Raw genomic sequence first — 19,640 nt, forward strand, 5'->3', positions numbered from 1 at the left:
ATACTATAATAACAAAATTGAACAAAATTAAGCTAAGGAAAAATTTTGAGAACTCATTATAATACAGAGCTTAACATACAAAATGTTGGCGCGGAAGTAACATTATGTGGTTGGGTAAATTCTTACCGTGATCATGGAGGTGTAATTTTTATCGATCTTAGAGATCGTAGTGGACTTATACAGTTAGTATGCGATCCTGCAGATAATCAAGAAGCACACAATATAGCTTCATCAGTAAGAAATGAATATGTTTTAATAGCACAAGGAAAAATTCGCCCACGCGGTGAAGGACTTGTAAATCCAAAATTAAAAACTGGGGAAATAGAAGTTGTTATAAGCAAACTTACTATTGAAAATGAAAGCGCTGTAGTGCCTTTTGCCATAGGTGATGAAAGTGTAAATGAAGAATTAAGATTAAAATATAGATTTTTAGATTTAAGAAGTAAAAAACTTTATGATAATTTTGCTCTAAGATCAACTGCTTGTATTGCAACAAGAAATTCTTTAGCAAAAATGGGATTTTTAGAGGTTGAAACTCCTATTTTAACCAAAGCTACCCCAGAAGGCGCAAGAGATTATTTAGTACCATCACGCGTACATCAAGGTGAATTTTATGCCCTACCTCAAAGTCCTCAACTTTTCAAACAACTTTTAATGTGTTCAGGATTTGATAGATATTTTCAAATTGCAAAATGTTTTAGAGATGAGGATTTAAGAGCAGATCGCCAACCTGAATTTACTCAAATAGACATAGAAATGAGTTTTTGTGAGCAAAAAGATATCATAGCTATGGCAGAAAATTTACTTAAAGATATTTTCAAAGCTTGCGGAAAAGAAATTAGCATACCTTTTAGACAAATGAGTTATAAAGAAGCTATGGAAAATTATGGTTCTGATAAGCCTGATTTAAGATTTGATATGAAATTTATTGATGTAATTGATATTTTTGCAAAATCAAATAACGAAATTTTTGCAAATATTGCAAAAGATACAAAGAAAAATCGCATTAAAGCTTTAAGAGTTCCAAAAGGCGATACGATTTTTTCTAAACGCCAAATGCAAAGATTTGAAGAATTTGTGCGCAAATTTGGAGCGGCAGGGCTTGCATTTATACAAATGAAAGAAGATGGTCCTAAGGGTCCGCTTTGCAAATTCTTTAGTGAAGAGGATTTAAACGCTTTAATTCAAAGATGTGAATTAGAAGTTGGAGATGTAGTATTTTTTGGTGCAGGGGCTAAGAAAACTGTGCTTGATTATATGGGTAGATTTAGATTATTCCTTGCTGATGAAATGAAAATTATTGATGAGGATAAATTAGAATTTTTATGGGTTATTGATTTTCCTATGTTTGAACAAAATGATGATGGAAGCTATTCTGCAATGCACCATCCATTTACTATGCCAAAAAATATTGATGAACAAGATTTAGAAGAAATTAATTCTATTGCGCATGATGTGGTATTAAATGGTGTAGAACTAGGTGGTGGTAGTATAAGAATTCATAAAAGCCCTATCCAACAAAAAGTATTTAAACTTTTAAATATTGATGAAGAAGAGCAAAGAAAGAAATTTGGCTTCTTGCTTGATGCATTAAGCTTTGGAGCACCGCCACATGGTGGTATAGCAATAGGCCTTGATAGACTTATCATGCTTTTAACAAAATCTTCAAGCATTAGAGAAGTTATAGCATTTCCTAAAACACAAAGAGCACAATGTCTTATGACTCAAGCTCCAAGCGAAGTAAGCAATGAACAAATGAGAGAACTAGGTATAAGATTAAGGGAGAATACTAAATGAAACAATTATTTTTAATCATAGGCGCACCAGGTAGTGGCAAAACAACTGATGCAAGCATTATAGCTACAGATGATGCAAATATTACTCATTATTCTACAGGTGATTTACTAAGAGCAGAAGTGGCTAGTGGAAGCAAACTTGGAAAGACTATTGATAGTTTTATTTCTAAGGGAAATTTAGTTCCACTAGATGTAGTTGTTAATACCATCATCACTGCTTTAAAAAATGCACCAACTAACACGATACTTATCGATGGCTATCCAAGAAGTGTTGAGCAAATGCTTGAGTTTGATAAGGTATTAAAAAATCAAAGTGAAGTAAATTTAAAAGGTGTTATAGAAGTTAAAGTTAGCGAAGAAGTTGCTAGAGAAAGAGTTTTAGGGCGTGCTAGAGGTGCTGATGATAACGAAGAAGTTTTCAATAATAGAATGAAAGTTTATTTAGAACCTTTAGAAGAAATAACAAATTTTTATACCAAAGAAAATATCCACCATGTAATCAATGGTGAAAGAAGTATTGAAGCTATCGTAGCTGATATGAAAAATTTAATCAATGATTTATTAAAATAAAGGATAAAAAATGGATATTAGCAAAATCAAAGTTGGAGAAGTACCAAACAAACTTAATGCAGTTATTGAAATTCCTTATGGTTCAAACATTAAATACGAGCTTGATAAAGAAAGCGGAGCCATCATGGTTGATCGTGTGATGTATTCAGCTATGTTTTATCCAGCAAACTATGGTTTTATACCAAATACTCTTGCAGATGATGGCGATCCTATTGATGTTTTGGTTTTAAATGAATACCCTATCCAAGCAGGAGCTGTGATTCCTTGTCGTTTAATAGGGGTATTATTAATGGAAGATGAAAGCGGTATGGATGAAAAATTACTAGCTGTTCCTGTAAGCAAAATTGACCCAAGATATGATAATATTAAAAGTTTAGATGATTTACCAAAAGCAAGCTTAGATAAAATCAAAAATTTCTTTGAAACATATAAAATGCTTGAACCAAACAAATGGGTAAAAGTAAAAGAATTTGCAGGCATTGAAAAAGCAAGTGAAATTTTAGAAAATTCTATTAAAAATTATAAATAATCAAAGTCCTTTTAAGGACTTCACAAAGGATAAAAAATGAAAAGTATTATTGCTTTTAGTATAGCTTTTGTGGTGCTAATAGGCGCTAGTATTGGTTTTTATATGTGGTATTTTGAAGATGATTCAAATACTTATGTATATGATTATAAAAAAAGTAGTTCTTATCAAAGCTACACTCCGCCAAGTACTCAATACAACCAAGAAAGAAATAATATAAGTGATAATACTTATCAACCACAACAAACAGTTCAAGAGCTCTTAAAAGAAGAAACTCCAGTACAAAATAATCCTATCATAGATGAAAATACAAGCACTCAAGAAGTCGCGCCAACAACCAAAACAAATATAGCTGAAGTTTCTAAAAATGAAACTATTACACCTAAAGCAACCCGAGAAGAACACAAAGTTCCAGTTGAAAACAATAAACAAACAAGCGTAAAAAAAGAAAAAACAACAAAATATAAAAATACCATGCAAGAATACATTGCAAAAGGCAAAACTAGCAGATATGAGCCAAGTTTGAGTGATGATTTTGTTAAAGTTTATGTATTAGATGGAAAAAGCTTAAGTGATTATAGAATTGATATGTTAAAAGAAATGATTAATCCTGTTAAAGTTAATTCCCAAGATTATAATTTAACTATTTTTATTGATATGCTTTCAAATGACAATATGAAACTAAGCATATATAATAAAGATATTGTTTTTGCTAAAAATAAGAAAAAATACAATTATGTAGATGTTAAAATTTCTGATTTAAAATTTTTATTTGAAAGAAATGGATATAGTGAATACAGCAATGAAAATCTACTTGAAAAAATCAATCAAAATCTAGCAAGAGAAGATATAATCAAAAGAATCAAAATTCAAGGTTATGCAGACGATAGAGGTAGCACTTTTGCAAACTATATGATAGGGTTAAATAGAGCAATGAACGTGGCTAAACATTTCTTTAGTTTTACTGAGGTTATAGAAATAGAATCTTTAGGAAAAGATACCTACCCTACTAAAGATAAGTCTGATTCTCAAAGACAAAATAATCGTAAAGTAGAAATTAGTTTTTTATAACTAATTTCTAAATTTCAAAACTTCTTTAACAATTTTAAGCTAACATAACAATTTATTTTCATTCTCAAGGTAGCAATTATGTATGATAAATCACTAGAAAAAGAATATTATAAAATTTGCGAAGAACGCGGATATTTTGAAATCAATGGTAATGAAAAAATTCAAGAAAAAGGTAAAAACTTTTGCATTATGATGCCTCCACCTAATGTAACAGGCGTTTTACACATAGGTCATGCTCTAACTTGTACTTTACAAGATATCACAACGCGTTATAAAAGAATGGATGGTTATAAAACCCTTTACCAACCAGGGCTTGATCATGCAGGCATTGCAACACAAAATGTTGTAGAAAAACAACTTTTAGCTCAAGGCATTAAAAAAGAAGAACTTGGTAGAGAAGAATTTATAAAAAAAGTATGGGAATGGAAAGAACAAAGCGGTGGTACCATAGTTAAGCAAATGCGAATTTTAGGTATCACTCCTGCTTGGAGTCGTTTGCGCTTTACTATGGATGAAGGTTTAGTAAATGCGGTAAAAAAAGCCTTTGTAGATCTTTATGACAAAAAGCTTATTGTGCGTGGAAATTATATGGTAAATTGGTGCACTCATGATGGAGCATTAAGCGATATAGAAGTAGAACATAAAGAAAATAAAGGAAAATTATATTATTTAAAATATTTCTTAGAAAATTCTCAAGAATACATCGTAGTAGCCACTACAAGACCAGAAACTTATTTTGGTGATAGCGCTGTGATGGTTAATCCAAACGATGAAAGATTTAAACACTTAATAGGCAAAAATGTCATTTTACCTTTAATAGATAGAAAAATTTCTATTATTGCTGATGAGCATGTAGATATGGAATTTGGTACAGGCTTTGTGAAAGTAACCCCAGCACATGATCATAATGACTATGAAGTAGGCTTAAGACATAAACTTGAATTTATTACTATCTTTAATGAAAAAGGTATTTTAAATGAACATTGCTTGCATTTTAAAGGCTTAGAAAGATTAGATGCAAGAGATGTTATTATAAAAGAATTACAAGAAAAAGGTTTTGTTGAAAAAATAGAAGACTATACTAATCAAGTAGGATATTGTTATCGTTGTAAAAATGTAGTTGAACCTTACATTTCTAAACAATGGTTTGTAAAAAATGAAATCGCAAAAGAAAGTATAGAAAAAGTTAATCTTGGTGGAAGCAAATTCTACCCTGCGCATTGGATTAATAGTTTTAATGCTTGGATGAGGGATTTAAAAGATTGGTGTATTTCAAGACAACTTTGGTGGGGTCATCAAATTCCTGTGTATTATTGTGAATGCTCACATGAATGGGCAAGCGAAGAAACTCCAAGTCAATGTCCAAAATGCCAAAGCACTAATTTCAAACAAGACCCTGATGTTTTAGATACTTGGTTTTCTTCAGGTCTTTGGGCTATGAGTACTTTAGGTTGGGGTAATAAAGACTGGGGTAAAAACACACTTTGGCATGAAGATGACTTAAAAGATTTCTATCCAAATTCTTTATTAATCACCGGTTTTGATATTTTATTTTTCTGGGTTGCTAGAATGATGTTTCAAAGTACTAATGCATTAGGTGAGCTTCCTTTTAAAGATATATATTTGCATGCTTTGGTTAAAGATGAGCAAGGTAGAAAAATGAGTAAGTCTTTAGGTAATGTCATTGATCCTGTGCAAAGTGTGGATGAATACAGTGTTGATATCTTGCGTTTTACTCTTGCTCTTTTAGCTATCCAAGGTAGAGATATAAAATTAAGCAATGACAAACTTATACAAGTTAGAAATTTTACGAATAAGCTTTATAATGCAAGCAAATTTTTACTTTTAAATGAAGAAAAATTTGAAGATTTAGATAAAAGCAAAATTCAAACTAACTTGGCAAAATACATGCTGTCTCGTTTTGAAGTATGCGTAAAAGAAACAAGAGAAAATTTAGATAATTACCGCTTTAATGATGCAGCAAATACTTTGTATAGATTTTTCTGGGATGAATTTTGTGATTGGGGGATTGAGCTTAGTAAGGCTGAAAAATCAAGCATAAAAGAGCTTGGAAGTATTTTTAAAGAAGCATTAAAACTTTTAAATCCTTTTATGCCATTTATTAGTGAGTATTTATATCATGAGCTAAGCAAAACTTCTATCCAAACTCATGATTCTATAATGATTTCAAGATATCCTAAATTTAATTCCAGAAATGAAAAAATAGAAAAATTATTCAATATCATTATAGAAAGTATAGTGAGTTTACGCCGCGCAAAAACCTTAGTAGAACTTGCAAATGCAAAAATTCAAAAAGCTTGTATAAAATTAAACGATGAGAGTTTAATGGCTGAGTTAAAAAATTACACTAATTTCATCTCAACACTTGCAAAATGTGAAAACATCGAATTTATTAGTACAAATTTAGAAAAATCCATTAGAGATGTAAGCGAGAATTTAGAAGTATTTATACCAACTCAAGATCTTGATTTAAGCGGTGTTTTAAATAGACTTAATAGTCAAAAAACAAAACTTGAAAAAGAATTTAACAAGCTAGATGCTATGATGAAAAATGAAAAATTTATTTCTAATGCACCGGCTGCGGTTGTTGAGCAAAATAAAACTCAACTTGAAAGCATTAAAACTCAACTTGAAAAAATCAATGATGAAATTTCTAATTTAGAAGGCTAATAAGTGATAAAAGTACAAAATCTTAAAAAATATTATGGCAAAGAATTAGTTATAAATGATGTTTCTTTAGAAATTAAAGAAGGAGAAATTTATGCTCTTGTTGGACACAGCGGGGCAGGAAAATCAACTTTGCTAAGATGTATTAATGGTTTGGAAAATTATCAAAGTGGTAGCGTAGAAGTTTTTGGTAAAGAAATAGCTACCTTAAAAGAAAAAGAGTTAAGAATATTTAGAAAAGATATAGGAATGATTTTTCAGCATTTTGCACTTATGAGTAGAAAAAATGTATTTGAAAATGTAGCTATGCCTTTAGAAATTCATAATTTTGACAAAAGCGCAATTCAAAAAAGAGTTAATGAGCTTTTAGATCTTGTGGGACTTTTAGCTAAAAGCAAGGCATATCCAAATGAACTAAGTGGTGGGCAAAAACAAAGGGTAGCCATAGCTAGAGCCCTTGCTTTAAATCCTAAAATTTTACTAAGCGATGAAGCTACTTCTGCACTTGATCCAAATACCACAAACAATATTTTAGAGCTTATTGCTAAAATCAATCAAGAATTTAACATCAGCGTAGTATTAGTAACTCATGAAATGGAAGCAGTAAAACAAATAGCACAAAAGGCTGTATTATTAGAACATGGACAAATCATAGGTCAAGGAAAAATCGAAGATTTATTTTTAAAGCCAAGTGAAAAAATGCGTGAATTCCTAGGTGAAAGTGATTTTTTACCACAAAATGGAGTTAATGTGCGCTTATATTTTTGCAAAGAAAAAGCAAATCAAAGCATTATCACTCACATGGCTAGAAGTTTAAATATTGATTTTAATATAGTTTGGGGCAAGATAGAAAAACTAAACAACAATGCTTTAGGAAATTTGGTGATTAATATAGAAGCTAAAGATCAAGAAAAAGTTTTAAAATATTTACAAGAAAATGGCGTTATTTGGGAGCTTGTGTAATGAATTTAGAAGCAATTTTAAGAAATTTTGAAAACATACTTTATCCAGCATTATTAGAAACTCTTTATATGAGTTTTACAGCCACTTTTTTAGCCTTTTTAATCGCACTTATCCCTGCAATTGTGCTTACTGTTACTGATAAAGGTGGCTTATGTGAAAACAAAAGCATTTATAGCGTGCTTGATTTTGTTATCAATATTTTAAGATCTTTTCCATTTTTAGTACTCATTGTAGTTTTAAGTCCTTTTACAAAATATCTCATTGGTATTAGTATAGGCACAACTGCCACAATAGTACCACTTACTATAGGAATTGCACCTTATTTAGCTAAAATGATTGAAAGTGCATTTAAAGAAATTGATCCTGCTATCATTGAAGCAGCAAGATCTTATGGTGCTAGCAAAGCGCAAATTATCTTTAAAGTAATGTTTAGTGAAGCTTTGCCAAGTATTATTAGTGGTATCACTTTGATTTTAATCATCGTAATAGGATTTTCTGCTATGGCAGGAACTGTTGGTGGTGGTGGTTTAGGTGATGTGGCTATTCGTTATGGTTATGAGCGTTTTAGAACTGATATTATGATTCAAACCGTTGTGGTTTTAATTGTTTTAGTTCAAATCATACAATTTATAGGAAATATTCTTTATAAAATTACCAAAAGATAAACAATGAAACATAAACTTGGTATTTTGCTAGCAGCAACTAAAAATTCAAGCTTTACCATAGGAACTTTACTCATTAATATCATGGATGTTATGGGTAAGAAAGTAGATATATTTTATATTTTACATGATGGTTTTAGCTTGAATGATCAAAATATCATGCAAAAAATTGTTAAAAACAAAACAATTAAATTCATTCCTTTTACCCAAGAAGATTTTTTAGCTACTCTTGGTAAAAATCAAAACGATATTAATAATTTATTTTTCTTAAAAAGATGGACGCATATGGCTTTTGCAAGATTTGAAGCTTTTAAGTTTTTAGATGAATGCGAGAGTATTATTTATCTTGATTTTGATGTTTTACTTTTAAAAAGCATAGATGAACTTAGCAAATTAAGAGCTAGAAAATATCATTTTGGCGCAAGATTAGGTAAAACTTTACTTCAAACAGCTCTGCCTTTGGAAAAAAATCATAATAATAAGCGTGTATATCAAACAGGGATTTTAGTTTTTACTGATCTTATACCAAATCCTTTACAGTGTTATCAATTTATCTATAACTATCTTTCACAAAATACTAAAAACTGGCAAGATCAAGGAATTTTTTCCTTAATGGCTTATGAAAATCACTTTAAAGTCAAAGATTTAAAAGACAAATACACAGGAAGCACTCATTATCTTACAAATCTTACGCAAAATGCCTCTATAGTTCATGCTTGTGGAACTAATAGTCGCTTTTGGAATAGTAAATTTTGCAATCAAACATGGCCTAAATGGCAAGAATACTATGAAAAATGGCTAAAACTTAGCGGAAGCAAATATACAGGAACTTTTTATAAAGATAACAAACAATCCGTCCAACGTACAAGATATCATTTATCATACAAGCTAGGCTATGCTTTTATAGAATGTGCTAAAAATAAGAAAAAAATTCCTTTTTTGCCTTTTACCTTGTTAAAGATTTACTATAAACACACAAAACTTGCCAAGCAATATCAAAAAGATTTAAAGACAAAACCTTATCTTAAACTTCCACCTTTATCAAGCTATGATGATTATAAAAGCGAAGGTATTAAAAACCAAAATACTTATTCTTACAAAATTGGACAAGCACTCATTAAGGCTCAAAAAAATTGGCATAAGGGTGGTTATGCGGATTTTATAAAAGAACTCAAACATTTTGCCAAAGAATACAAAAACAAACAAAAATAAAACTTTTCCTATCTTATTAATATTTTTACAATATAATCAAATATTTTAAAAACTATAAAAAGGAGTTAAAATGAAATTGTTAAAACTGCTCACTGCAAGCACAATTTTAGGTGCAAGTTTATTTGCTAATGAAGTTATCAAAGTAGGTGCAACACCAGTACCTCACGCTGAAATTTTAGAACAAACTAAAGATTTATTAAAAAAAGAAGGTTACACATTAGAAATTAAAGAATTTAATGACTATATTTTACCAAATCTTAGCACAGATAGCAAAGAACTTGATGCAAATTTCTTCCAACATCAGCCTTATTTGGATGAGTTTAATGCTAATAAAGGCACAAAATTAATTAGCGTTGCAAAAGTTCATATCGAACCAATGGCTGTTTATTCTAAAAAATATAAAAACATCCAAGATCTTCCACAAAATGCTACCATAGCTGTACCAAATGATCCAACAAATGAAAGCAGAGCTTTAGATATTATCGCTAGTACCAAGCTCGTTAGTTTTGAAAATAGCGCATTAAAAACTCCACTTGATATTAAAGATAATCCAAAAAATATCAAATTTAAAGAGTTAAAAGCAGCACAACTTCCAAGAGCTTTAGATGATGTTGATTTTGCAGTGATTAACTCAAACTATGCTTTATCAGCAAATTTAAATCCTGTAAAAGATTCTATTTTAATAGAAAGTAAAGAAAGTCCTTATGCAAATATCTTAGTAACCACTCAAGATAATAAAGATAACCCTAAAATCAAAGCTTTAGTAAAGGCTTTACAAAGTCAAAAAGTAAAAGATTTTATCAATGAAAAATACCAAGGTGCAGTGGTCCCTGCATTTTAAAAATAACCTTGAGTTTTAAAACTCAAGGTTATTTATTTTTAATAAGTTCTGTGGTAATTTTAGCTATTTCTAATTCTTCTTCTGTTGGAACAATTAAAATTTTAATTTTAGAGTCTTCTTTACTAATCTCGCCATTTCTAAGCTGTGCATTTTTATCTAAATCTATATCAAATCCTAAATGCGCTAGTCTTTGACAAACTTTTGCTCTAACAATATCATCATTTTCGCCTATACCAGCTGTAAAAATCAACGCATCAACTCTAGGTAAAATCGCAAAATATGAACCAATATATTTACTCAAACGATAACAAAACATATCAAGAGCAAGTCTTGCTTTTTCGTTATTTTGTTCAATTTGAGCTTCAATATCTCTAAAATCATTAAACCCACAAATTCCATAAACACCACTTTTTTTATTCATTATAGTATCTAAATCAGACGGGTTTAAATTTAATTCTTTTGCTAAAAATGGCAATACAGCAGGATCAATATCTCCACATCTAGTCCCCATGATCAAACCTTCTAGCGGTGTAAAGCCCATAGAAGTATCTACGCATTTTCCATTTTCTATAGCACAAACACTCGCACCATTTCCAAGATGAGCGCTAATTGCATTAAATTTATTAATATCTTTACCAAGTATATGTGCAGCTTGCTTGCTTACATAAGAATGTGATGTACCGTGAAAGCCGTATTTTCTAACTTGATGTTTTTCATAAAACTCATAAGGCAATGCATACATATAAGCATAATCAGGCATACTTTGATGAAAAGCTGTGTCAAAAACTGTCACATTAGGAACTTTTGGAGCAGCTTTTATCATAGTTTTAATGCCTATTAAATGCGCAGGGTTATGTAAAGGTGCTATGTGAGCAACTCTATCAATTTCTTTTAAAATTTCATCATCTACTAAACAATGTTTGGTTAAATTTGGACCTCCATGAACTATCCTATGTCCACACCCATCAAGTTCATTTAAATCATGTAAAATTCCACTTTGAGCAAATAATTCATTTGCTAATTCAATACCTTGCTCGTGATCTTTAATCGCTAATTCTTTTTGGTATTTTTGACCATTTTTTAGATCTTTTAATTCTATTTTAGAGCTTTGCTCGCCTATTTTTTCCACTAAACCAGATGCTAGGGCTTCATCTTTTTCAAAAAGCTTAAATTTAATTGAAGATGAACCTGAATTTAAAACTAATATTTTCATTTTTCTCCTTATTCCTGTGCTTGAATAGCACTTAAAATCACAGTATTTACAATATCTTCTACCAAACAACCTCTACTTAAATCATTAATTGGTTTTTTAAGACCTTGTAAAATCGGGCCAATAGCTAAAGAATTTGCTGTTCTTTGCACTGCTTTATAGCAAATATTTGCCGCATTTAAATCAGGAAACACATATACATTTGCCTTTCCTGCTACTTTAGAATTTGGCATTTTGCTTTTTGCTGTTAGCATATCATATGCTGCATCAAATTGTATAGGACCTTCTAGCTCAAGTTGAGGATATTTTTCTTTAGCTATTTTAGTAGCTTCTTTAATTGCATCCACGCTAACCCCACTTCCGCTATCTCCACTAGAATATGAAAGCAAAGCCACTTTAGGATCAAGTCCAAAAGCCTTAGCACTATTTGCACTCACATAAGCAATTTCAGCAAGTTGTTCAGGGGTTGGATTTGGCATAACAGCACAATCAGCAAAAACCAAAACCTTATCTTCTAAAGACATAAAAAACATACCAGAAACCAAACTCACATCAGGTTTTGTTTTGATAATTTGCAAAGCAGGACGAATAGTTTCAGCAGTAGTTGTACTTGCACCACTTACCATAGCATGCGCTTTTTGAGTATGTACAAGCAAGGTCGCAAAATATGTTTTATCTTGTACTAACTTTTTAGCTTCTTCTTTACTCATACCTTTGCTTTTTCTAGCTTCATACAAAAGCTCTTCAAATTCTTCATTATATTGAGAATTTTTAGGATTTATAATACGTACACCATCGATATTAATATTTAAACTATTAGCTTTAGCACAAATTTCATTGCTATCGCCTAGTAAAATCAAATCAACAATCTCATTTTGCATTAAAAACTCACTAGCTTTTAATACTCTTTCATCAAAACTTTCAGGTAAAACCACTATTTTTTTATCTGCTTTTGCTTTTTCAAAAAGCTCATAAGAAAATCTTGCCTGAGTTTTATAGGTATATTCTTGTAATAAATCTTGAGTAAAATCTTCATTTTCTTTTAACAAAACAAAGTCGCTAAGCTTTTGGCTTAGTAAGAAATTTAACATAGTATGACTTTCATCTTGACTTTTTGCATATAAAGGAGTGTTCAACTCTTTAGCTAAGGCTATATTTAAACTCAAATCACCCATCAAACCAAAATCATCTACTCCAACCACTATAACAAAATCATTTTCATTTTTTATTTTTTCATAATCTTGAATTATTTTTTTAAAAAAATCATTTGAATTTTGAGTAAATTTGCTTTGATAATTATTTTTTTCAAAACTACTAAAAAAATCTAGCTTGAAATTGGTTTTTGAGCATATTAAAGCAATTTTTTCTTTATTTTTCTCACAAAAAATAGGAAAATAAAAAGCTATTTTACCTTGAACTTTTTCTAAAGACTGTGTTAAAAATTTCTCATCAATACAATTTAATAAAAACATGGATTTCATTTTTTCCTCTTTTTTAACAAAATAATTGTTTTTTTGTAATATAATAATTTTAAAATTCATCATAATAATATAAGGTTATAAAGCTATGAAATTTAAAAATGTTAATTTTTACTTGTTACCTTTTGTAATGTTTGGTTGTAGTGCCACAGTCGATCCACATATTAATATGAAACCTCCAACTTATGTAGAAGAATTAGCTCCAAAACAAAATCATAACACCCAAAGTAATCCTGGATCGCTGTTTGGTAAAGGAGATAATCCTTTGTTTTCTGATAAAAAAGCAATGAATGTAAATGATTTAGTTACTGTGGTCATTAGAGAAAATGCTACACAAAACTCGCAAGGCTCTAAAGCTACAAGTAAAAATAATAATGTTAATTTAGGTGGAGGACAAATAACCACTGGTGCTGGACTTAGCAAAGCTAGAGATTTTATCAATGATTATACAAATATAGGTTATACCACAGCAAGCACTTCACAATATCAAGGCACAGGAAGTCAAACTAGAAGTGAAAATTTCCAAACCACTATTTCTGCTAGAGTGATTAAAGTTTTATCTAATGGAAATTATTTTATAGAAGGAAGTCGTGAGCTTTTAATTAATGGGGAAAAGCAAATCATTCAGCTAAGCGGGGTTATAAGGCCTTATGATATTTCTCAAGATAACATGATAGATAGTAAATATATAGCAGATGCAAAAATTCTTTATAAAACTGAAGGTGATATAGATAAATCAACGCGTAAGCCTTGGGGGACAAAATTCATGGAAACCATTTGGCCTTTTTAGGCTAAATGGTTTTACATAAAACTTGGTGCATCATTAGAAAATAAAATCAAATCTCCATTTTGAGTTAATTTTGATAAAGCTTGCACAAGTTGAGATTTTTCTTTTAATACATAAAAATCTAATGTAATATGTTTTTGTAAAATCACACTATTAGCTTCTGAAGTAATAATTACAAAATCAAAACATTCATTAATTATCTTACATAATTTTATATTTTCTTCTTCATTAACTTCAACTATACCAGGAGTTACTAAAACTTTTCTTCCTTGATAACTTTTGCAAAGCTCATAGCTTTGACTCATACCTTTAAAATTTCCATTAAAACCATCATCTATGATAAATTTAGGTTCTTTAGAAATCACCTGCAAACGATGCTCTACTGCTTTTAAATTTGATACACTTTTTATAATATTTTCTATTTTTATTCCTAAATAATGAGCAAGCAAAATACATACACTAATATTATAAGCATTAAAAGCACCTAATAAATTTGCATGAAAATCATAAATATCATCATCTAATCTTATTTTAAAATCTAAACCTTCTAAACTTGCCCTAACATCACTTAAACAATCATCATAAAATTCATTTTCATATAAGGTGCTTGAGTGTAAAAAGTATTTTTCCAAACGCTTGGATTTTAAAGCTTGCAACTTAGCTCTGCGGATATTATCTTGAGTTTTAAAATACTCCAAATGCGCTAAACCAATCTCACCAACTATGCAAATTTGAGGATTTAAAAACTCTGTAATTTCTAAAATATCATTTTGTTCTCTTGCACCAGCTTCTACGATATAAATTTCAGTATTATTTTCTAAATTTTCATTGATATCTTTTACTATACCCATAAAAGTATTAACGCTTCTTGGAGTTTTATAACACTTAAACTCATCTTTTAAAAGTTCGTATAAAAAATTTTTTATACTTGTTTTTCCAAAACTTGCAGTAATTAGTATAATTTTTAATTTTGGATTATCACAAATCTTTTTATTTGCCTTTTTTATAAATGTATTTTGGTTTATTTTTTCTACTAAAAAGCTAAATAAAAATGCAGCTACTAAAGCTTCCAAACCTATCCAAAAAAATGGCATAAATACTAAAGTAAAAAGCGACAAAAATAAAAAATAACGCTTAATCCTAGCAGTAAAAACTAGCTTTTTATCTAAATTTTTATATAAATATCCACCATATAGTAAAGATAAAGCAAAAACTATAAAATATAAATAAAAATTTCCACTATATAAAGAAAACACAAAAGCAAAATAAGGAATTATTAAAAAATATAAATGCCACAAAGGCTTAGCAAAATGTAAAATTATGCGTGAAAATTTATAAGAGTACCATTGCAAAGCTAAAATCAGGTAAAATCCGAGTAAAAAATTCAAACTTAAAAAAGCTATCATACTAATCATTTTTTAAAAATTCCTCATGTATTTTTTCACTTATAAAATCAGCATGTTTTAAAAAGAAAAAATGATCCCCATCTAATGCAAAAAAATTTCCTTTTTGTGCCAAAGAGTGGATAATCGCTCCACTTTTTAAAGGCGTAGCCTTATCTTCATTACCCCAAAAAATCAAAATAGGGTTTTTAAGCTTTTGAAATTCATTTTCTAAATTTTCATTAACAACCTTCTTAAAGGTTTCATACATCACTTCACTCATACCTTGAGCGTCTTTGCTAATAAAAAATTTCCTCCAAAAATCCCCATAAGGAAGATTTTTTAAAATTTTAAACAAGGCTATTTTAAACCTCACTTTAAAGCTTTTTGGCAAAACCACACCTGCACTAGAGAGTAAAATCAAACCCTGAAAATTAGCATTTTGACACATAATAGTCGCAACTTTTCCACCAAAAGAATGTCCCATTAAATAATCTGCCTTTTGCTCAATTGTAGTTAAAAAGTCTTCTATAACCTTAGCATAAGCATAAGAATCCATAGCTGCATCTATGCTTGAATTTCCAAAACCAGGCAAATCTAAATAAATTTGTTTAAAATCATTCAAAGGCTTTTCAAAAGCTTGTTTCATAAGCTCTTTATTAGCACCCCAACCGTGTAAAATAAGAATTGTTTTTTCGCATTTTGGATTGATGATTTCATAACTTAAATTATAAAAATATCCATTAGAATATACTCTAGTTTTTGCCATTTCTAGCCTTTTTTATCTTTATAAATCTTTTCTAAAAGCATTACAGCTTCATTTAAACGCTCATATTCTTCAAAGCTTAAAAGCACGGCTTCAAATTTATTATTTTTTACTATCACCACCCTGCTATTTTCACTTTTTTTTGTTTTTTCAAGCATAGTACTGAAATTTCTTACCACTTCAGTTGCAGTATAAATTTCATCTTTGCTAAAAGTAGCCATGATTATAATTTACCTTTTTGTCCATTAATGCTGTGAATAAAAGCATAATCGATCTTAATTTGCTTTTCTAGCTCTATATTTTTTGCTAAATTATCAACTGTATTAGTAAAATCTTCAAATAAATAATTTGCCAATGATCCTGGATTTGGATTGATCTCATTTAAATAAACCTCATCACCTATCACAAAAAAATCACAGCGAATCAAAGCTCCTTTAAATAAAGGATTATAAATTCTCGTAAAATTATCCCTTAGTTTTTGTTTTAATTCTTCACTAATATTTGCTTCACTTACTTTAGAACTTTCTGAAAAACCTAAATATTTTTGTTCAAAATCTAAAATTTCATTTTTTCTAGGCTCTTCAATGATAGAAAATTCCATTCTTTCATCTATCATACAACCTGCTAAGTTATATTCTTTAATATTGCTTACAAATTGTTCTACCACTACATCCTCATCAAATTCAAAAGCAACATCTTTAGCATATTTAAGCTCGCTTTCATCTTTAACTATGCTTATACCTATACTACTACCCAATCTTGCAGGCTTTAAAATACAAGGAAAGCCTAAAGAAATATTTTGCTCTTTATGTAAATTTAAAACCTTATAATCAAGTGTTTTTACCCCTACGCTTTGTGCATAAAGTTTAGTTAAAACCTTATTAAAAGATAAAGCACTAGCTTCTATGCGCGGTCCTATGTATTTTATACCATAAAAATCAAGCAAAGCAGCTATTTTGCCATCTTCACCATCTTTTCCATGTACGATATTTATCGCTATATCAATGTCAAGTTTTTTCTCACCTAGCATAGTTTTTATAAAAAATCCACCCTGCTTTAGCACCAAGGCTTTTTCTTTTTTATAAGCACCACTGCTAAAAGTTTTTGCATTCATTTTTTCTTCATCTATAAGAAAAAATTCCTTATTTTTATCACAAAATATAAATTTTTTTTGTGCTTTGAGTACTTTTTTTAATACTACAGCACTTACAATGCTAATTTCATGTTCATAAGAATTTGCACCAAAAATTACACCATATATCATTATATTTTTCCTTTTACTATGCTAATTTTTTCAAAGCCTCTTTAATAAGCTCACTAGTATTTTTACTCTCACAAGTTCTTAAAACTTTTAAAATATTTTCTTGTTTAAAGCCAAGTGAAAGTAAAGCTGCCAAAGCTTGCGCTTGATCTTGATTGGAATTTTCTATATTGATTTTTGCATCACTTAACTCAGCTATAATTCTTTTTGCACTCTTTGGACCAATACCAGGAACCTTTTTAAAAACACTTTCATCGCCATTTTGTAAAGCCGCATAAAAAGTATTAGTATCTAAGCTTGAGCAAAGAGCCATAGCAGTAGTTGCTCCTATACCACTAATTTTGATTAATAATTCAAACATTCTTTGCTCGTTAATGTCTAAAAATCCATATAATTTATGAGAGTCTTCTTTAATAATTTGAGTGATTAAAAACTCAACCTCTTGATCTTTTTCAAAATTACTTGAGCAAAAAAGCGACACATAAATACCATAACTTACTCCACTTGAAGTTTTTAAAATTACAAAAGTAGGTTCTTTTTTACTCACTATTCCTTCAATCGCCACTATCATTTAGCTTCTTCCTTATAATTACCAATAGAGCGAATTTCATAAACACTTAGTCCATCTTCAGCATCTATTTTTTCAAGCTCAAAACACTCAATCATCTCATCATTACGCGGATGATAGCTTAACTCTTTTCTAGGATTTAATAAAACAAATTTAACCTCATTTAAATCCATCCATTTTCCACTTTTATTAATAATTTTTGATTTTAAAAGTTCATCTTGAATTTTTTTAAGCTTTTCTATATTTGCTTTTTCTTCCTCTTTTAAAGTTTCTATCTTATTAGCTAAAATATTTAAATTTTCAATCTTTTGATTAAAATCTTTAATAGTAATCTTATAAGCTTGTGGTATAGCTCTTTTTGCGCTCATTAATTCTTTTACCTTTTGCTGTAAAATTCTCACAGAATCTTTACTCACATGGATAGTATGCTTGGTTTCTTCAATTTCTTTGACTAAATTTTCTTGTTCTTTTTTCAACTCTTCAATATGCAAAAGTATTTCCTCGCCACTTTTTTCTTTATCAAAAGCTTTGAGATCTTGAATTACAAGTTTATTACCACTTCCTTGAATTTTTTCAACGCGGATTAAACTTTTAGCACTACATAAACAATTTCCACCAAGTTCTTGTATATAAATTTCATCAGCAATAATCTCCCCACCCACAGCCTTTTTAATATTTACTTTTTTAGCCTTGATAGAGCCATTTTCTAAAGTTTCAGCAAAAACTTCCTCAGCCTCACAATATCCTCTTAAAATATTAACCTCAACCTTTTGCCCTATAATAGTGCTTTTATGATGCATATTACCTTTAAGAATTACTTTTTTACCTCTTAAGACAGAATCTTGAGCCATATTACCAGTAACTTCTAATTCCTGAGCCTCAACAGTAATCCTAGAACCTATTGCATCTTCTAAGCTATTTGTATTTTTAATCACAATAATAACTTGTTTATCAAAACCCGCCCAAATAGAACCCGTACTTTTAAAATCAACCTTGTTAAACTCTAAATAATTTTCTATCTCATAAATAGATTTTTTTTGGATAATAAAGCCATCTTTTTTGGCAATATATTTTATACTTTCATCATCTTCTTTAACTTCAAAATTATCAGAACAAATAACTTTTTCTTTGTTTGTTTTTGGCGGGAGGGCTTTTAAAATTTTAAATCTTAAATCTTTACCATCACTACCCTCTTTTGGTTTAATCCTCTCAATAGCCACCTCATCTTTTCCTATAGGTGCTACATAGTTTCTATTCATCACATCATTGTGTTTTTTTAGATTTTCTAGATAATGATATTTGATTTCTTCATTTGTAGGCTCTTGCGGATTAACTCCCTTACATACTTCAAATTCAACTTCAAAATCAAATTTTTGCTTTTCTTTAACTTTAGTATTAAAATCAATAATTTGCTTTTTAAAATCAAAAATTCTAAATCCAAGCAAATATTTCTCTTTTATCATCGCTTTGTAAATAGCCTCTAAAAGCTCTAGTGCTAATTTATCATGAAAAATAATAGCTTCACTAGCTCTAACACTAGCTTTTAATAAAGTACAAAGCTCATTAACATGCAAGCTAACTTCAAAAGTTGGTATGCGTGCAAATTTTTTAAAATAAATTTCTATTTTATACTCTTGCTCTATACTTAAATCATGAATTAAAAATTTTTCATTTTCTTCAAAAATTTTTAATTCTTTTTCATTAACTTTTATCCATTCTTGATTATCATAAGTATAAGAAGTACTAAAACTTAACAATCTAAAATCAAGTTCATCAACTTCGCATTTATTTTCAGAAGCAAATATCAAAAGCTCTTTATAAGGGTCTTTAGTATATAAAATTTTCTTCTCTTCCATAGC

At 29.5% G+C, this 19,640-nt stretch carries 17 protein-coding genes and 1 pseudogene; 10 read left to right on the forward strand and 8 right to left on the reverse strand.

Annotation, left to right across the window (positions count from 1 at the left end):
* The first annotated feature begins 45 nt into the window (after positions 1-45).
* The 9 genes and pseudogenes from aspS (at position 46) to L8W55_RS00600 (ending at position 10,329) form a co-directional block, all read left to right on the forward strand.
* Positions 46-1,797: an aspartate--tRNA ligase gene (aspS, locus tag L8W55_RS00560; protein ID WP_263676848.1), complete on the forward strand. Its 1,752-nt coding sequence runs from the start codon at positions 46-48 to the stop codon at positions 1,795-1,797.
* Entirely contained in the window at positions 1,794-2,366 is a 573-nt protein-coding gene (locus L8W55_RS00565) for an adenylate kinase (protein ID WP_263676849.1), read from the forward strand. Before aspS ends, L8W55_RS00565 begins: the two co-directional genes overlap by 4 nt.
* 10 nt (positions 2,367-2,376) lie before the next feature.
* Positions 2,377-2,895 (forward strand): inorganic diphosphatase, encoded by a 519-nt coding sequence (gene ppa, locus L8W55_RS00570; protein WP_120759358.1) that lies wholly within the window; start codon positions 2,377-2,379, stop codon positions 2,893-2,895.
* A gap of 36 nt (positions 2,896-2,931) precedes the next feature.
* A complete protein-coding gene (locus L8W55_RS00575) occupies positions 2,932-3,963 on the forward strand; it encodes a hypothetical protein (RefSeq protein WP_263676850.1) in 1,032 nt (343 codons plus the stop codon).
* A 78-nt stretch (positions 3,964-4,041) separates the two neighbouring features.
* On the forward strand, positions 4,042-6,654 hold the full coding sequence (locus tag L8W55_RS00580; protein ID WP_263676851.1) for a valine--tRNA ligase: 2,613 nt from the start codon (positions 4,042-4,044) through the stop codon (positions 6,652-6,654).
* A gap of 3 nt (positions 6,655-6,657) precedes the next feature.
* On the forward strand, positions 6,658-7,614 hold the full coding sequence (locus tag L8W55_RS00585; RefSeq protein ID WP_263676852.1) for a methionine ABC transporter ATP-binding protein: 957 nt from the start codon (positions 6,658-6,660) through the stop codon (positions 7,612-7,614).
* Between the two features lie 2 nt (positions 7,615-7,616).
* Positions 7,617-8,273 (forward strand): annotated as a pseudogene (locus L8W55_RS00590) (methionine ABC transporter permease); the annotation flags it as partial.
* 9 nt (positions 8,274-8,282) lie between these two features.
* Positions 8,283-9,488, forward strand: coding sequence for a glycosyltransferase (locus L8W55_RS00595; RefSeq protein ID WP_263676853.1), 1,206 nt, complete (start codon positions 8,283-8,285; stop codon positions 9,486-9,488).
* Between the two features lie 70 nt (positions 9,489-9,558).
* Entirely contained in the window at positions 9,559-10,329 is a 771-nt protein-coding gene (locus L8W55_RS00600) for a MetQ/NlpA family ABC transporter substrate-binding protein (RefSeq protein WP_263676854.1), read from the forward strand.
* A gap of 28 nt (positions 10,330-10,357) precedes the next feature.
* Here L8W55_RS00600 and L8W55_RS00605 read toward each other — a convergent pair whose 3' ends face one another.
* Both L8W55_RS00605 and pta read right to left on the reverse strand, forming a co-directional pair.
* Complete coding sequence (locus tag L8W55_RS00605; protein ID WP_263676855.1) at positions 10,358-11,542, reverse strand: acetate kinase; 1,185 nt, start codon at positions 11,540-11,542, stop codon at positions 10,358-10,360.
* 8 nt (positions 11,543-11,550) lie between these two features.
* Positions 11,551-13,020, reverse strand: a complete 1,470-nt coding sequence (pta, locus tag L8W55_RS00610; RefSeq protein WP_263676856.1) for a phosphate acetyltransferase — start codon at positions 13,018-13,020, stop codon at positions 11,551-11,553.
* Positions 13,021-13,105: 85 nt separating this feature from the next.
* Between pta and flgH the strand changes: the two genes are divergently transcribed.
* Positions 13,106-13,807 carry a flagellar basal body L-ring protein FlgH gene (gene flgH, locus L8W55_RS00615; RefSeq protein ID WP_039618049.1) on the forward strand — a complete coding sequence of 234 codons (702 nt, stop codon included), beginning with the start codon at positions 13,106-13,108 and terminating at the stop codon, positions 13,805-13,807.
* 11 nt (positions 13,808-13,818) lie between these two features.
* On the opposite strand, the gene L8W55_RS00620 is transcribed toward flgH, so the two are convergent.
* Genes L8W55_RS00620 through L8W55_RS00645 form a run of 6 tightly spaced genes read right to left on the reverse strand, consistent with a single transcriptional unit; the run spans position 13,819 to position 19,637 of the window.
* Positions 13,819-15,219 (reverse strand): Mur ligase family protein, encoded by a 1,401-nt coding sequence (locus tag L8W55_RS00620; RefSeq protein WP_263676857.1) that lies wholly within the window; start codon positions 15,217-15,219, stop codon positions 13,819-13,821.
* Positions 15,212-15,955, reverse strand: coding sequence for an alpha/beta fold hydrolase (locus L8W55_RS00625; RefSeq protein ID WP_263676858.1), 744 nt, complete (start codon positions 15,953-15,955; stop codon positions 15,212-15,214). The genes L8W55_RS00620 and L8W55_RS00625 overlap by 8 nt, the downstream gene beginning before the upstream one ends.
* A gap of 2 nt (positions 15,956-15,957) precedes the next feature.
* Positions 15,958-16,173 carry a type II toxin-antitoxin system Phd/YefM family antitoxin gene (locus tag L8W55_RS00630; RefSeq protein WP_039618043.1) on the reverse strand — a complete coding sequence of 72 codons (216 nt, stop codon included), beginning with the start codon at positions 16,171-16,173 and terminating at the stop codon, positions 15,958-15,960.
* A gap of 2 nt (positions 16,174-16,175) precedes the next feature.
* Positions 16,176-17,216 (reverse strand): D-alanine--D-alanine ligase, encoded by a 1,041-nt coding sequence (locus L8W55_RS00635; RefSeq protein WP_263676860.1) that lies wholly within the window; start codon positions 17,214-17,216, stop codon positions 16,176-16,178.
* Positions 17,217-17,232: 16 nt separating this feature from the next.
* Complete coding sequence (ruvA, locus tag L8W55_RS00640; protein ID WP_263676862.1) at positions 17,233-17,784, reverse strand: Holliday junction branch migration protein RuvA; 552 nt, start codon at positions 17,782-17,784, stop codon at positions 17,233-17,235.
* Complete coding sequence (locus tag L8W55_RS00645) at positions 17,781-19,637, reverse strand: FapA family protein (RefSeq protein ID WP_263676864.1); 1,857 nt, start codon at positions 19,635-19,637, stop codon at positions 17,781-17,783. Before L8W55_RS00645 ends, ruvA begins: the two co-directional genes overlap by 4 nt.
* Positions 19,638-19,640: the final 3 nt, after the last annotated feature.

Source organism: Campylobacter sp. FU_520, from assembly GCF_025772385.1.
In the GTDB taxonomy this organism is placed as follows: domain Bacteria; phylum Campylobacterota; class Campylobacteria; order Campylobacterales; family Campylobacteraceae; genus Campylobacter_D; species Campylobacter_D lari_C.